The following is a 14,273-nucleotide window of genomic DNA, read 5'->3' on the forward strand; positions in this document are numbered from 1 at the left end:
TTATGGCAAAGCGCGGCGAGTCAGGCGGGGATGCCGGGCTGTTCTCTGCGGCGGCTCCCCGTCCGCTCGCCGACCGGCTGCGCCCGCGCACGCTGGACGAGGTCGTCGGGCAGGACCATCTGCTGAAGCCCGACGGCCCGCTGGGCCGCATGGTCGCGGCGCGGCGGCTGGCCTCCATGATCCTGTGGGGGCCGCCCGGCTGCGGCAAGACCACCATCGCCCGCCTGCTGGCCCACAGCACCGACCTGCATTTCGAACCGCTATCGGCGGTGTTCTCCGGTGTCGCCGACCTGCGCAAGGTCTTCGACGCCGCGCGCGCCCGCCGGGTGGCGGGGCAGGGGACGCTGTTGTTCATCGACGAGATCCACCGCTTCAACCGGTCCCAGCAGGATGGCTTCCTGCCCTTCGTCGAGGACGGCACCGTCACGCTGGTCGGCGCCACCACCGAGAATCCGTCCTTCGAACTGAACGCCGCCTTGCTGTCGCGGGCGCAGGTGTTCGTGCTCAACCGGCTGGACGACACTGCGCTGGAAAAGCTGCTGTCGCGGGCCGAGGCGGAGATGGGTCGGCCGCTGCCGCTGGACGCCGATGCGCGTGCCGCGGTGAAGGCAATGGCCGATGGCGACGGCCGTTTCTGCTTGAACCTGTGCGAGGAGTTGTTCGCGCTTCCGGGTGAGACGATTCTCGACACCAATGCGCTCGCCGCCACCATCCAGCGCCGCGCCCCGCTTTACGACAAGTCGCAGGAAGGGCATTACAACCTCATCAGCGCCCTGCACAAGTCGCTGCGCGGCTCCGACACCGATGCTGCCCTCTACTGGTACAGCCGCATGCTGGACGGCGGCGAGGACCCGCGCTACATCGCGCGGCGTTTGACTCGCTTCGCGGTGGAGGATATCGGGCTGGCCGACCCCAACGCGCTGACCCAGGCGGTTGCCGCGTGGGAGGCCTATGAACGGCTGGGCAGCCCGGAGGGCGAACTGGCCCTGGCACAGCTGGTCATCTATCTGGGGACGGCGCCGAAGTCGAACGCCGGCTATACCGCCTACAAGGCGTCGGTGCGGGCGGCGAAGGAGACCGGCTCGCTGATGCCGCCAAAGCATATCCTGAACGCGCCGACCAAACTGATGAAGACCATCGGCTACGGCAAGGGATACGAGTACGATCACGACACGGCGGAGGGCTTCTCCGGCCAGAATTATTTCCCCGACGGCATGGCGCGGCGCGAGTTCTATCAACCGGTGGAGCGCGGTTTCGAACGCGATCTGCGCAAGCGGCTGGACTATTGGGCCAAGCTGCGCGAGCGGCGCGGAGAGGAATAGGGAAAGCAATTTCGCCCCGTCCTACGCCGACGCGCGGGACAGGGCGAATGGTTTGCCCGAAAACAAATGGCTTTTACGCCGCCATCCCATCGGCCGGGGCCGAGGCGATCAGGCGGTAATGGCTGGTGTCAGCGAGGACCGAACAGCTCAGGGTCTTCGAGACGCCCTCGTCCTCGGTGCTGACGACGCGGGCGTGGGGGATGCCCAGCAGGTTGACCGTTGCCGTCACCCGCCAACCGCGGCCGGCGGCGCTGCCGACCGGTTGGAAGACCTGCCCGATCTGGACATGCTTCTTGCTCATGACGGAAAACCCTCGGACGGCCGGTCACCCATGGGGGAGCCGGCCTGTTGCGCAAAACTCAACCGACAGTTAAGCGCAGCAACATGTCGCGATCAACAGGGAAACCGTCGAATATCCCACAGGCCGGTAACCGCACGGTGAAATGTCACGGCCTGCCCGCTTATCAGCAGCCCGATTTCGGCAGGGCCTCGATCTTTTCCAGCACGGCGTTGACGGTGAAATCGCCATAGTCGATCTGCATGGACTCGGCGATGCCGTTTTCCAGCAGATGCAGGCTCATCTCATATTCCGGTTGGGCCGAATCGCTCTGCACCGGGAAGAAGGCCATGCGGACCGGCCAGGCCTTGCCCACCTTCAGCAGCGGATCCTTGGCCGAATCCTTCGGCGCACCGGGCTTGCCAACGACGGTCGACACTTCGGTCGGGCCCTCCGCGTCGGAGCCGTCGAAGATGGTGCGGGTGAAGAAGGGCTCCTTGCGTTCGGCATGATCCAGGATCGCCAGCGTGTGGGCGGTCGGGAACATGGTGCCGGCCGGCAACTCCATCTCCTGCGGATCGGGTTTGGTGAACTGGGCGCTGCCGGCGCCGCCTTCGCTCAGGTTCGCCTCGCCGCGCACCTCCTCGTCGACCTCGCCGTTCACCAGCTTGCGGACGTTGAAGCGGTAGCGCAGACCGTTCTTCGCCTCCCACGTCGTGTAGTTGGTGTTCATCGCCATGTCCTCGCCCTCGCTGTAGACGAAGCGCAGCTGGAAGCGCTGCTCCGTCGTCCAGCCGTCGCAGGCGTCGGCCCATTCGAACATCATGCGGCCGCGGACGTCGCTGACCTTCGAGCCGTTGCGCGCCGACCCCAGCGACATGGCGTAGATCGCCCGGTGGGGCTGGATCTTGGCCGCCACCGCCGCCAGCGAGGTTGCGGCCGGCTGAGCCAGGACAGGGGAGGCCGCGAGAAGCGCACCAGCGGAAACGGCGGCTGCGAAGACCGCACCAACGGTTGCCGGAAGGGCAGAGAGACGGTCGAGCAAGACGGGATCCACAGGTGATTGACGGCTCTTGGTGGAGTATGGGTGTTTTTGCCGCGGTCCGAAAGGCCCGCCACCCGAATGTCCTATCAATGGAAGGGAACCGCCGGAATGACAAGCCCTGCCGAGGTTCAGCCCGTGACGCAGTCGGACAGTCCCGCCTCCGACTCCTCCGCCCGGCCCGTGCTGCTGCTGACCCGCCGCCTTCCCGACGCGGTGGAGGCGCGGGCGTCGTGCGACTACCGGGCGGTGCTCAACCCGGAGGACCGCGCCTTCAGCGGACAGGAGATCGCCGCCCGCGCCGCGGAGGTCGGGGCCGATGCCGTGCTCTGCTGTGCCGGCGACCGGCTGGACGCCGCCGCCATCGCTGCCCTGCCGCGGAGCGTTCGGGTGCTGGCGACCTTCTCGGTCGGCACCGACCACATCGACCTGGAGGCGGCGCGCGCCCGCGGCCTGACCGTCACCAACACGCCTGACGTGCTGACCGACGCCACTGCCGACATCGCCCTGCTTCTGCTGCTGGGCGCGGCGCGGCGCGCCTCGGAGGGCGAGCGGATGATCCGGGCCAACGCCTGGACCGGCTGGACCCCGACCCAACTGATGGGCACCCATGTCGGGGCCAAGCGGCTGGGCATCGTCGGCATGGGCCGCATCGGGCAGGCGGTGGCGGCCCGCGCCCGCGCCTTCGGCATGACGATCCATTACAGCAACCGCCGCCGCTTGGCCCCGGAGCTGGAGCTGGGTGCCACCTACCATGCCGACCCCGAGGCGATGTTGCCGGTGTGCGATGTCCTGTCGCTTCATTTCCCGGCCACGGCGGAAACCCGACATTGGCTGAACGCCGACCGGATCGAACGGCTTCCGCCCGGTGCCATCCTGATCAACACCGCGCGCGGCAGCGTGGTGGACGACGGCGCGGTGATCGACGCGCTGAAGCGGGGGCGCCTCGCGGCGGCCGGGCTCGACGTGTTCGAGAACGAGCCGAACCTGCATCCCGGCTACCGCAACCTGCCCAACACCTTCCTGCTGCCGCATCTGGGCAGCGCCACGGTGGAGACGCGGAACGCCATGGGGTTCAAGGCGCTGGACAATGTCGACGCGGTGACGGCCGGCCGGCCGGCGCCGGACCGGGTGGTGTGAAGGGTAGTGGAGCCTTTTGCCGGTCGCCCTCCGCTGCCCGGCATCCCCGGCAGGGATTTCCTGCCCCGAACGATTGGAGTGGGCAGAAGATGCCGGTCTGGTGGGAAAGAGGCTCCACCCCAGCCGAGTGATCCACCGGCGCAATCCGCCGGAAATGCATAAAATGCTTGGTATCTCCGGGGTGCGACGGGTTGGCACGGGGGTTGCTTAGAGGAAGGCGAAGTGTTTCGACCTTCATCAGAGGAGCCGACCCCATGAACGCCATCGTCGCCGCCCTGGACCTGAAGCATCACGCCGCCGACCGTTTCGACGTGCCGGCAGGCTGGTCACCGGTCGCGCTGGCCTCGCGCGTCGGGCTTCTGCGGGGGACCGAGCGCCAGACTCTGGACGAGACGATCGCGTTGCTCGCCGAAGCAAAAGATACGATCGCCGAGTTGCAGGAGCGTGTCGCCTACCTGGAAAGCCTGACGATGACGGACGAGCTGACCGGCCTCCTGAACCGGCGCGGCTTCTACAGCCACTTCCGGCGCGAACTGGCCTCGGCCCGGCGCAACGGCACCGCCGGCGGGCTGCTGGTCATGATCGACCTGGATGGCTTCAAGGCCATCAACGACACCCACGGCCATGTCGCCGGCGACGCCTATCTGCGGCAGGTGGCCCGGATGATCGTCGGCAATGTCCGGCAGGAGGATGTCGTCGCCCGGTTGGGCGGCGACGAGTTCGCCGTGCTGCTGACCAACACCGATACCGCCAACGGCCTCGCCCGTGCCCGCCAGCTGGCCGCCATCGCCGATGCCACCCATGTGGAGTGGGGTGGCCAGACCCTGCCGGTCCGCTTCTCCGTCGGCACCCAGCCCTATGGCGCCGAGGACAGCGAGGACGAGGTGATGCGCCGCGCCGACGCCATGATGTATGGCGCCAAGGGCGCCCGCCGCCGCGACGCCAAGCGCAAGGCGAAGCGGGCGGCCTGAGAAGGCAAGTCCTGCCCGCAGTTGCCGTTACGGACAATCGAGACCGCCCGCGTCCGCCGCGGGCGGTTTTCCGTTTTCCGACAGGGCGATCGCAGCCCGATAAGGGATGCTTGCCAGCGGTTCGGTAACGACTATTTAACCGTCGCGACCTAATCAGAAAGGGGGTATACCGGATCTGCGGTCCCGCAACCGCGCCTTCGGCCCGCCGGCCGGGGGAAGCGCGTCCGCGGTGCGCAAGGTGCGGCATCGGACCGCGTGAACGGGACAGCGTGAACGGCGGGGGTCACACCCAGGGAGGATGCATGCCAGCGGAGCCGTGCGGACCATTGGAGACCGGTGGTAAGCCGACCAAGACCGTCCTCATCGTCGAGGACAACGAGCTGAACATGAAGCTCTTTCATGACCTGCTCGAGGCGCACGGCTATGGCACGCTGCAGACCCGCGAAGGCATGGAGGCGATGCGTCTGGCGCGCCTGCATCGTCCCGACCTGATCCTGATGGACATTCAGCTGCCCGAAGTGTCGGGGCTGGAGGTCACCCGCTGGATCAAGGACGATCCGGAGTTGAAGAGCATCCCGGTCGTCGCAGTCACCGCCTTCGCCATGAAGGGCGACGAAGAGAAAATCCGTCAGGGCGGCTGCGAGGATTATGTGGCGAAGCCCATTTCGGTCGTGAAATTCCTTGAGACAGTCAAGAAGTTTCTCGGATAAGTCGCTTTCATCTGTACCAATTCTGCAGGATTTCCCTTCCGATGTCCGCGCGTGTCCTTGTTGTCGATGACGTTCTGCCCAATGTGAAGCTGCTCGCGGCAAAGCTGACGCGCGAATACTTCAATGTGCTGACCGCCTTCAACGGACCCGACGCGCTGGAGATGGTGCGGAAGGAATCGCCCGACATCGTCCTGCTGGACGTCATGATGCCGGGCATGGACGGGTTCGAGGTCTGCGAGAAGATCCGCTCCGACCCCGCCACCATGCACATTCCGGTGGTGATGGTCACGGCGCTGTCCGACATCGCCGACCGCGTCCGCGGGCTGGAGGCGGGAGCCGACGATTTCCTGACCAAGCCAGTGAACGACATCGCGCTGTTCGCGCGCGTCCGCTCGCTGGTGCGGCTGAAGATGATGATGGACGAGTGGCGCCTGCGCGAAACCACGTCGGGCCAGTTCGGCGTCATCGAGCGCAGCGGCACCATGCTGAGCGAATCCTTCGAGCGCGCAAGCGTGCTGGTGCTGGAGGATTCCGCGCTCGACCTCGAAAAGATCACGGACACGCTGGAGCGCGACCACAACACGGTGACCTCCGCCGACACCTGCGCCAAGGCGTTGGAGCGTGCGCTGGGCAACCCGCTCGATCTGGTGGTCGTCAGCCTGACCCTGCTGAACGAGGACGGGCTGCGGCTCTGCTCGCAGCTGCGCTCGCATGAGCGCACCCGGCAGGTGCCGATCCTGCTGATGGTCGACGACGGCGACCTTGGCCAGGTGGCGAAGGGGCTGGAACTCGGCGCCAACGATTACGTCATCAAGCCGGTCGACCGGAATGAGTTGCTGGCCCGCGCCCGCACCCAGATCCGGCGCAAGCGCTATCAGGAACGGCTGCGCTCCAATTACGAGCAGAGCCTGTCGATGGCGCTGACCGATAGCTTGACCGGCGTCTTCAACCGCCGCTACGTCAACGCCCATCTGCCCCGGCTGCTGGAGCGCGCCATCGACAGTCACAAGCCGGTGTCGGTGCTGATGTTCGACATCGACCACTTCAAGGTGGTCAACGACACCTATGGCCACGCCATCGGTGACGAGGTGCTGCGCGAGGTTTCCGCCCGCGCCAGCCGCAACCTGCGCACCTTCGACCTCGTCGCCCGGTTGGGCGGCGAGGAATTCATCGTCATCCTGCCGGACACCGACGGCGAAGCGGCGCTGATCGTCGCCGAGCGCCTGCGCTCGCGCATCGCCGATTTCCCCTTCGCCGTCTCGGCCGACCGCGGCGAGATCAACGTGACGGTGTCGATCGGCATCTCCATCGGCGGCCGGCTGGGCGATACCGCCGAGGGTCTGGTCCGCCGGGCCGACGAGGCGCTGTATGAGGCCAAGCGTTCGGGCCGCAACTGCGTGATCGCCGACGCCCGCGCCGACCAGTTGGAGGGTTGAGGGGCGGACCGGGCGTCCGCACCCCTTTTTCGTCCCCTTGCTGTCCCTGCTGCGCCGCACCATGTGGCAAAGCCGTTCCTTTCCACCGGCATCATCGGGGATCAGATGCTCGCCACCGCCAGCGGCGCCATCACCCATCTGGGCAGCAGCAGCCTTCTCGTTCCACTGTCCGCCCTCTATGCGACCGCGCTGTGGCGGCACCACTCGGCGCCGTTGGCGCTGCGCTGGCTGCTGGCCCTGGCGCTCTGCCTTGGCGCGATGGTCGTGCTGAAGCTGATCGGGCATGGCTGCGGCCTGCCGGACTTTCCGCTGTTCCCCTCGCTGTTCGCCGGCGACCGCTTCATCAGCCCCAGCGGCCACGCCGCCTTTTCCGCCGTCTTCTACGGGTCGGTGTCGGCGCTGGCCGCGCGCAATGCTGACTCGCGCTGGCTGCGCATCGGCCTGCCGCTGGCGGCGGTGGCGCTGGTGCTGGCCATCGGGGCCTCGCGCGTCGCCGTCTCGGCCCATTCCGGGGCGGAGGTGGTGGCCGGGCTGACCATCGGCGGGCTGTCGGCCCTGCTGTTCCTGTGGAGCAGCCGCAAGGACGGTGCCCCGCGGCTGCGCCCCTCTCCCTGGCTGGCGGGTGCGATGGTGCTCGGGCTCGCCCTGCTGGTCCATGCCGGCGACCCGTCCTTCGTGGAGGGGACCATCCGCTGGGCCGCCCATCAGATCGGCAGCGGGGCCGGCCTGTGCGAGCTGGCCGGCCGCGTCTTCCCCGGCAGCCGCGGATAAGTCACCAACCGGGGTGAAGCCGGCGGCATCCTGTGTTATGACGGACGGCCGCGCACGGTCCCGGCAACACGGCGCCGTTCACGTCAATGCTTAAGCCAAAGGCTTGCGCGGCGCCGCGTAAGATCCTATACCGACGCCCCGTTTCCGTTCCGTTCCATTTCCGCACCCGCTCCATCCAAACTGCCCTGGTCACCCCCGCACCGCATGTCGCTCTTCGATGCCTTGCCGCGTGGCCCTTCGTCGGGTGGCGCCGCCGTCCCCTTCGGTCAGGATGACCTGACGCGCGTCTTCGATGCCAAGACGCTGCAGCGCGGTCGCACGCTGATGATGACGGGTGCGGTGACGCTGGGTGCGCCCGGCAGCGACCGGATCGAGGCGGAGGTCAGCGACCTCGGCCGCCGGCTGTCGGTGACGGTGACCCCGGTGCAGGGCAAGCGCAGCGTAGTGCTCGACCGCACCTGTTCCTGTGGCCGCAACGCCTGCGCCCACATGGCGGCGGCGGCGATGCTGGCGCTGGAAAGCCGTCCGGAATGGCGCCGCGCCTCCCTGTTCGACGTGGCCGACGTGAAGGCGCCGCTCGCCCCGCCTCCTCCTCCGCCGGTTCCGGTCGCATCCCCGCCGGTCGCTACCGCCGCCGTGCAGCCATCGGCGCCTCCTCCTGTGCCGCCGGCTGCTCCCAAACCCCCGCTCACCCTGGTCCGCCCGCCGGTTGCACCGCCGGTCCGCAGCGTGGCGCCACCCCCGCCGCCACCACCCCCCGCCCCCAAGCCGGAGCCGGAGCGCAGCCTGCGCTGGATTCTGGAGCCGGGGCAGGGCGATGTCGCCTGCTATATCCTGGCGGAGTTCGTGGCCGAGGGTTCTGCCGACAGCAGCCCCGCCACGCCGCGCGACGTGCTGGCCAAGGCGCCGCGCTCGCTGGACGGCGATGCCGACCGCGCCATCGCCCGTCTGCTCGGCGGCGGCGGCACCGAGCGTACCCCCGTCGCCAAGAGCCGGGGCGAGGCGGTGGACCGCCTGCTGCGCCGTCTGCTCTCCACCGGCCGCCTGCGCTGGCGCGACGGCACCCCGCTGGCCGAGGCGCCGGGCCGCACCGTCCGCACCTTCCGCGACCCGGCCACGCGTAAGCTGCGCCCGACCGGCCTGCCCGAGCGCAGCGTGCTGGTGAAGGGCCAGTCCTACTGGTGCGTCGACAGCGCCACCGGCACCGTCTTCCCGGTCGATCTCCAGGTGGTGGAGGTGCCGAAGGCCAAACCGGTGCCGCCCGCCCCGCCGCCGCCGGTGCCGTCGAAGGCGAACCCGTCGCGCCTGTTCGGTCCGTCGCGCAGCGGTGTCGCGTTGATGCCGCGCATCGCTCCTCCACCTCCGTCAATTTCCACGCCCAGCTTCCGCGACAGCGGCATTCCCGGCGTGCGCAGCGGGGCGGCGGAGGCCGCGGCCATCGTCGAGCGCTCCCCCCGCATCATCGCCCGCCTTGGCCGCGTGGTGACGCCGGCCGATGGGTTGGTCGACGTGCTGCGCCTGTCCTTCGACTATGGCGAACCCGACAATGCGGTGGAGATCGAGCCCGACGACCAGCGCCAGTTCGCTCGTTACGAGGACGAATTCAACGAGGTCATCTTCGTCCGCCGCGACAAGGCCGACGAGCAGGCGGCGCTGGACCGGCTGTCCGGCCTCGGCTTCGCCCAGGCGCGGATCGAGCCGCCCAAGGGTGCCTTGAACGCCCGCGGCTCGCGTGTCCACTGGCTGACCGGGCGGGACGTCGAGGAGCGCTGGCAGTATTTCCTGACCAACGAGGTCCCCGCCCTGACCAAGGCCGGCTGGATCATGGAGGTCGGCGCCGATTTCGGCACCAAGGTGATCGAACCGGGCGCCGAGGTCGAGGTGGCGGTTCGCGATGCCGGCGACGGCTGGTTCGACCTGGATGTCGGTGTCGAGATCGACGGCGAGCGTCAGCCGCTGCTGCCGATCCTCGCCCGGCTGGTGGAGAAGGGCGGCCTGTCGAGCACCCGCATCATCGATGGCCGCGCCCACATCGTTCTCGACGACGGCAACGTCCTGGCCCTGCCGGCCGAGCGCATCGAGCGGCTGCTCAGCGTTCTGGAAGCGATGCTGGACAGCGGGCGCAGCAGCGGCGACCGGCTGAAGGTGCCCCTGGCCGAGGCCGATTCGCTGCTGGACATCGACGACCTGATTGCCCGGCGCGGCGACGAGACGGCGCAGATCGACGGCTATCTCCAGCGCCTGCGCGCCGACGAGATGCCGGGCGACATGACCCCGCCGCCGGGCTTCAAGGGTGAGCTGCGCGACTACCAGCGCGGCGGCCTCGCCTGGATGCAGAGCCTGCGCGCCAACAACGTTGCCGGAATCCTGGCCGACGACATGGGCCTCGGCAAGACCGCCCAGACGCTGGCCCACATCGCCATGGAAGAGCATGAGGGCCGGCTGACCGAGCCCTGCCTGGTGGTGGTGCCGACCAGCCTCGTGCCGAACTGGGTGGCGGAATCGGAACGCTTTACCCCGCATCTGCGCGTCGTCGTGCTGCATGGCATCGACCGTCACGGCAAGCTGTCGGAGATCGACCGCGCCCACATCGTGGTGACCACCTATGGCGTGGTGGCGCGCGACGTCGATCTGCTGAAGCGCCTGACCTGGCACATGATCGTGCTGGACGAGGCGCAGGCGATCAAGAATCCCGACGGCAAGGCGACCCGCGCCGTGGCGGCGCTGCCGGCGCGGCATCGGCTCTGCCTGTCCGGCACGCCGGTGGAGAACAATCTGGGCGAGCTGTGGAGCCAGTTCGCCTTCCTGATGCCGGGCCTGCTGGGCGACCGCAAGGAGTTCGGCAAGCGCTACCGCGTGCCCATCGAGAAGCGCGGCGACAACACCCGCGCCAACCTGCTGATGCGCCGCATCCGCCCCTTCCTGCTCCGCCGCACCAAGGAGGCGGTGGCGAAGGAGCTGCCGCCGAAGACCGAGGTGGTGGTGCGCATCGACCTGGAACGCGACCAGCGCGACCTCTACGAGACCATCCGCCTGTCGGTGAACGAGACGGTGCGCGCGGCGCTGGCCGCCAGCGGCAAGGGGCTGGGCCAGAACGCCATCGCGGTGATCGACGCGCTGCTGAAGCTGCGGCAGGTCTGCTGCGATCCGCGCCTGCTGAAATCCATCGCGGCCCTGGGCGGCAAGGCGCGGCCGAGCGCCAAGCTGCACGCCCTGACCGAGATGGTGAAGGAGATGGTGCCGGAAGGCCGGCGCATCCTGATCTTCTCGCAGTTCACCAGCATGCTCGACCTGATCAAGCTGGAGCTGGAGAAGGCGAGCATCCCCTATGTCGAACTGACCGGCCGCACGCTGGACCGTGCCGAACCGGTGAACCGCTTCCAGAACCGCGAGGTCCCGGTCTTCCTGATCAGCCTCAAGGCCGGTGGCCGCGGCCTGAACCTGACCGCCGCCGACACGGTGATCCACTACGATCCCTGGTGGAACCCGGCCGCCGAGGATCAGGCGACCGACCGCGCCTACCGCATCGGCCAGGACAAGCCGGTCTTCGTCTATAAGCTGATCGCCGCCAACACGGTGGAGGAGCGCATCCTCGACCTCCAGCGCCGCAAGGGCAGCCTGTCCGACGCCACCATCGAAGGCAAGGGGCTGGTCAGCGCGCTGGACGGCGGCGACATCGACTATCTGCTCGGCGACGGCGACGAGGAGTAGGGCGCGCGTCTGTTCGATGTACGAGGCGACGATAGTTGTTCGCGCTAATTTCCTATTAAATTAGAAGATTTTTACGGCTGTCCCACAAAGGTAATCGTTGAAATCCTCTGCTGCATGTCGTCTCATCCTCCCTGCCTTGCAGGTTCCCCGTGTTGCCCGCAGGCCTGGCGCGGTAAGCTGCCCGCGGTGCAAAAACCGAAGACGCACGGGAGGACAACAACCATGAGCGCCGCAGTCGCCACCCACGATCCCAATCAGCCGCTGGTCCTGCGCGAGGACCGCGATGGGATCGTCACGCTGACGCTGAACCGGCCGAAGGCGCGCAATGCGCTGTCGGTCGGGCTGATGGCGGCGTTGCAGGACGCGCTGGATGCCATCGACGAGGATCGCTCCGTGCGGGCCGTGGTGCTGGCCGGGGCCGGCGGGGCCTTCTGTGCCGGGCACGACCTGAAGGAGATGCGCGCCGCCCCGTCGCGTGAGCTGTACGAGGCGCTGTTCACCCAATGCTCGCGCTTGATGCTGACGATCAACCGCATCCGCCAGCCGGTGATCGCCAAGGTGCGCGGCGTGGCGACCGCCGCCGGCTGCCAGCTGGTGGCGACCTGCGATCTGGCCTATTGCGAGGAGGACGCGCGCTTCGCGACTCCGGGCGTGAACATCGGGCTGTTCTGCTCGACGCCGATGGTGGCGCTGACCCGCGCGGTCGGGCGCAAGGCGGCGATGGAGATGCTGCTGCTGGGCGACCTGATCGACGCGGAGGAGGCGGAGCGCATCGGCCTCGTCAACCGTGCGGTGCCGGCCGACCAGCTGGACGAGGTGGTGGCCGGCGTCGCCGCCAAGATCGCGTCGAAGTCGCCGCTGACGCTCGCCACCGGCAAGGAGGCTTTCTATCGCCAGATCGATCTGGACGTGGAGGGCGCCTATGCCTACGCCGCCAAGGTGATGACCGAGAACATGATGGCGCAGGACGCCGCCGAAGGCATCGACGCCTTCCTCGGCAAGCGCACGCCGGTCTGGTGCGGGCAATGAGCGGCTCCAGCACGAGCGACCAGACAATCACCGAGCCGGCCGACTACACCGACGCCTTCCTGCGCGGCGTCCTGGAAAGCGCGAAGAGCATCGCCGTGGTCGGCGCCAGCGCCGATCCGGTGAAGGCCAGCTTCTTCGTGATGAAGTACCTGCGCGACAAGGGCTACACCGTCATCCCGGTCAACCCGAAGATGGCGGGACAGACCATCCTCGGTCTGCCGGTCTACGCCAGCCTGAAGGATTTGCCGGAGCCGCCGGACATGGTGGACATCTTCCGCAACTCCGCCGCCGCCGGCGGGGTGACGGACGAGGCCATCGCGGCGGGCGCCAGGGTGGTGTGGATGCAGCTCGGCGTGCGCAACGACGAAGCCGCGGCACGGGCCCAGGCTGCCGGCCTGACCGTGGTGATGGACCGCTGTCCGAAGATGGAAATCCAGCGCCTCTACGGCGAGATCGGCCGGATCGGGGTCAATTCCAACGTGCTGGTGACGCGCCGCAGGGCGCCGACGAAATCCTTCAAAAAACTGATCTGAAAAACTGGGGGAATCACACAGATGACTGAGCAGAAGAGCTTCGGCTTCGAGACCCGCGCCATCCATGCCGGCGCCGCTCCCGACCCGGCGACCGGCGCCCGCCAGACGCCGATCTACCAGACCACCAGTTTCGTCTTCGAGAATGTCGACGATGCCGCCTCGCTGTTCAACCTGCAGAAGGTCGGCTTCATCTATTCCCGCCTGACCAACCCGACGGTGGCGGTGCTGGAAGAGCGTCTCGCCAATCTGGAAGGCGGCGCCGGAGCCACCGCGACCTCGTCGGGCCATGCCGCCCAGCTGCTGGCCCTGTTCCCGCTGATGGCGCCGGGCGATCACATCGTCGCGTCGAAGAAGCTCTATGGCGGCTCGCTGAACCAGCTCGGCATCAGCTTCCCGCGCGCCTTCGGCTGGCAGCCCAGCTTTGTCGACACCGACACTGTCGACAACGTCAAGGCGGCGCTTACCGAGAAGACCAAGGCGATCTTCGTCGAGAGCCTCGCCAACCCCGGCGGCGTCGTGACCGACATCGAGGCCATCGCGAAGATTGCCGACGAGGCCGGCATCCCGCTGATCGTCGACAACACGCTGGCGACGCCCTACCTGATCAACCCGATCCAGTGGGGTGCCACGCTGGTGGTGCATTCGACCACCAAGTTCCTGTCCGGCAACGGCACCTCGGTCGGTGGCGTGGTGGTGGACAGCGGCAAGTTCGACTGGAGCAAGTCCGGCAAGTTCCCGGCGCTGAGCGAGCCCGACCCCGGCTATCACGGCCTGCGTTTCCACGAGACCTTCGGCCATCTGGCCTTCACCATCCATGGCCATGCCGTTGGCCTGCGCGACCTGGGGCCGAGCCAGGCGCCGATGAACGCCTTCCTGACGCTGAACGGCATCGAGACTCTGCCGCTGCGCATGCAGCGCCACGCCGACAGCGCGCTGAAGGTGGCGACGTTCCTGGAAAGCCATCCGGCGGTCAGCTGGGTCAGTTATGCCGGTCTGGAGTCGTCGAAGTACAAGGAGCTTGCGAAGAAGTACCTGCCGCGCGGCGCCGGTGCGGTGCTGACCTTCGGCGTCAAGGGCGGCTTCGAGGCCGGCGTGAAAATGGTGGAGAGCGTGGAGCTGTTCAGCCACCTCGCCAACATCGGCGATGCCCGCTCGCTGATCATCCACCCGTCCTCGACCACCCACCGCCAGCTGTCGGCGGAAGCCCAGGCCTCGGCCGGCGCCGGTCCCGACGTGATCCGCCTGTCCATCGGGCTGGAGACGCCGGAGGACATCATCGCCGACCTCGATCAGGCGCTGAACAAGACGCTGGGGTAAGGTCCGGGAAACCG

The 14,273-nt window shown here is 68.0% G+C and carries 12 protein-coding genes; 10 read left to right on the top strand and 2 right to left on the bottom strand.

The window, feature by feature from the left end; genetic code table 11:
* Nucleotides 1-2: 2 nt before the first annotated feature.
* Nucleotides 3-1,322 carry a replication-associated recombination protein A gene (locus VH569_RS25450; protein ID WP_377809107.1) on the top strand — a complete coding sequence of 440 codons (1,320 nt, stop codon included), beginning with the start codon at nt 3-5 and terminating at the stop codon, nt 1,320-1,322.
* 73 nt (nt 1,323-1,395) lie between these two features.
* Here the strand turns inward: VH569_RS25450 and VH569_RS25455 are convergent, their stop codons facing one another.
* Nucleotides 1,396-1,623 (bottom strand): hypothetical protein, encoded by a 228-nt coding sequence (locus tag VH569_RS25455; protein WP_109449252.1) that lies wholly within the window; start codon nt 1,621-1,623, stop codon nt 1,396-1,398.
* Nucleotides 1,624-1,786: 163 nt separating this feature from the next.
* Nucleotides 1,787-2,644 (bottom strand): cell envelope integrity EipB family protein, encoded by an 858-nt coding sequence (locus VH569_RS25460; RefSeq protein WP_423318962.1) that lies wholly within the window; start codon nt 2,642-2,644, stop codon nt 1,787-1,789.
* A gap of 108 nt (nt 2,645-2,752) precedes the next feature.
* On the opposite strand from VH569_RS25460, the gene VH569_RS25465 reads away from it, so the two are divergent.
* The 9 genes from VH569_RS25465 to VH569_RS25505 all read left to right on the top strand — a co-directional run bounded on the left by VH569_RS25465 (nt 2,753) and on the right by VH569_RS25505 (nt 14,259).
* Nucleotides 2,753-3,781 carry a 2-hydroxyacid dehydrogenase gene (locus VH569_RS25465; protein ID WP_423318964.1) on the top strand — a complete coding sequence of 343 codons (1,029 nt, stop codon included), beginning with the start codon at nt 2,753-2,755 and terminating at the stop codon, nt 3,779-3,781.
* Between the two features lie 254 nt (nt 3,782-4,035).
* On the top strand, nt 4,036-4,752 hold the full coding sequence (locus VH569_RS25470) for a GGDEF domain-containing protein (protein ID WP_109049826.1): 717 nt from the start codon (nt 4,036-4,038) through the stop codon (nt 4,750-4,752).
* A gap of 302 nt (nt 4,753-5,054) precedes the next feature.
* A complete protein-coding gene (locus VH569_RS25475; RefSeq protein WP_098739544.1) occupies nt 5,055-5,462 on the top strand; it encodes a response regulator in 408 nt (135 codons plus the stop codon).
* Nucleotides 5,463-5,503: 41 nt separating this feature from the next.
* Nucleotides 5,504-6,898 (top strand): PleD family two-component system response regulator, encoded by a 1,395-nt coding sequence (locus VH569_RS25480; RefSeq protein WP_109049828.1) that lies wholly within the window; start codon nt 5,504-5,506, stop codon nt 6,896-6,898.
* Nucleotides 6,899-7,003: 105 nt separating this feature from the next.
* Nucleotides 7,004-7,669, top strand: coding sequence for a phosphatase PAP2 family protein (locus tag VH569_RS25485; protein ID WP_423318967.1), 666 nt, complete (start codon nt 7,004-7,006; stop codon nt 7,667-7,669).
* A 204-nt stretch (nt 7,670-7,873) separates the two neighbouring features.
* Nucleotides 7,874-11,380, top strand: a complete 3,507-nt coding sequence (locus VH569_RS25490; protein WP_423318969.1) for a DEAD/DEAH box helicase — start codon at nt 7,874-7,876, stop codon at nt 11,378-11,380.
* A 222-nt stretch (nt 11,381-11,602) separates the two neighbouring features.
* Entirely contained in the window at nt 11,603-12,409 is an 807-nt protein-coding gene (locus VH569_RS25495) for an enoyl-CoA hydratase (RefSeq protein ID WP_423318971.1), read from the top strand.
* The gene (locus VH569_RS25500; RefSeq protein WP_423318973.1) at nt 12,406-12,942 is read left to right on the top strand and encodes a CoA-binding protein; all 537 of its coding nucleotides are present in this window, start codon (nt 12,406-12,408) and stop codon (nt 12,940-12,942) included. Before VH569_RS25495 ends, VH569_RS25500 begins: the two co-directional genes overlap by 4 nt.
* 21 nt (nt 12,943-12,963) lie before the next feature.
* A complete protein-coding gene (locus VH569_RS25505) occupies nt 12,964-14,259 on the top strand; it encodes an O-acetylhomoserine aminocarboxypropyltransferase (RefSeq protein ID WP_423318975.1) in 1,296 nt (431 codons plus the stop codon).
* Nucleotides 14,260-14,273: the final 14 nt, after the last annotated feature.

This window comes from Azospirillum sp. 11R-A, assembly GCF_049472615.1.
Taxonomy (GTDB): domain Bacteria; phylum Pseudomonadota; class Alphaproteobacteria; order Azospirillales; family Azospirillaceae; genus Azospirillum; species Azospirillum palustre.

Coding starts and splice junctions, on each gene's coding strand:
- VH569_RS25470 (WP_109049826.1), top strand. CDS start 4,036: ATGAACGCCATCGTCGCCGCCCTGGACCTGAAGCATCACGCCGCCGAC.
- VH569_RS25495 (WP_423318971.1), top strand. CDS start 11,603: ATGAGCGCCGCAGTCGCCACCCACGATCCCAATCAGCCGCTGGTCCTG.
- VH569_RS25480 (WP_109049828.1), top strand. CDS start 5,504: ATGTCCGCGCGTGTCCTTGTTGTCGATGACGTTCTGCCCAATGTGAAG.
- VH569_RS25490 (WP_423318969.1), top strand. CDS start 7,874: ATGTCGCTCTTCGATGCCTTGCCGCGTGGCCCTTCGTCGGGTGGCGCC.
- VH569_RS25455 (WP_109449252.1), bottom strand. CDS start 1,623: ATGAGCAAGAAGCATGTCCAGATCGGGCAGGTCTTCCAACCGGTCGGC.
- VH569_RS25485 (WP_423318967.1), top strand. CDS start 7,004: ATGCTCGCCACCGCCAGCGGCGCCATCACCCATCTGGGCAGCAGCAGC.
- VH569_RS25450 (WP_377809107.1), top strand. CDS start 3: ATGGCAAAGCGCGGCGAGTCAGGCGGGGATGCCGGGCTGTTCTCTGCG.
- VH569_RS25475 (WP_098739544.1), top strand. CDS start 5,055: ATGCCAGCGGAGCCGTGCGGACCATTGGAGACCGGTGGTAAGCCGACC.
- VH569_RS25500 (WP_423318973.1), top strand. CDS start 12,406: ATGAGCGGCTCCAGCACGAGCGACCAGACAATCACCGAGCCGGCCGAC.
- VH569_RS25505 (WP_423318975.1), top strand. CDS start 12,964: ATGACTGAGCAGAAGAGCTTCGGCTTCGAGACCCGCGCCATCCATGCC.
- VH569_RS25465 (WP_423318964.1), top strand. CDS start 2,753: ATGACAAGCCCTGCCGAGGTTCAGCCCGTGACGCAGTCGGACAGTCCC.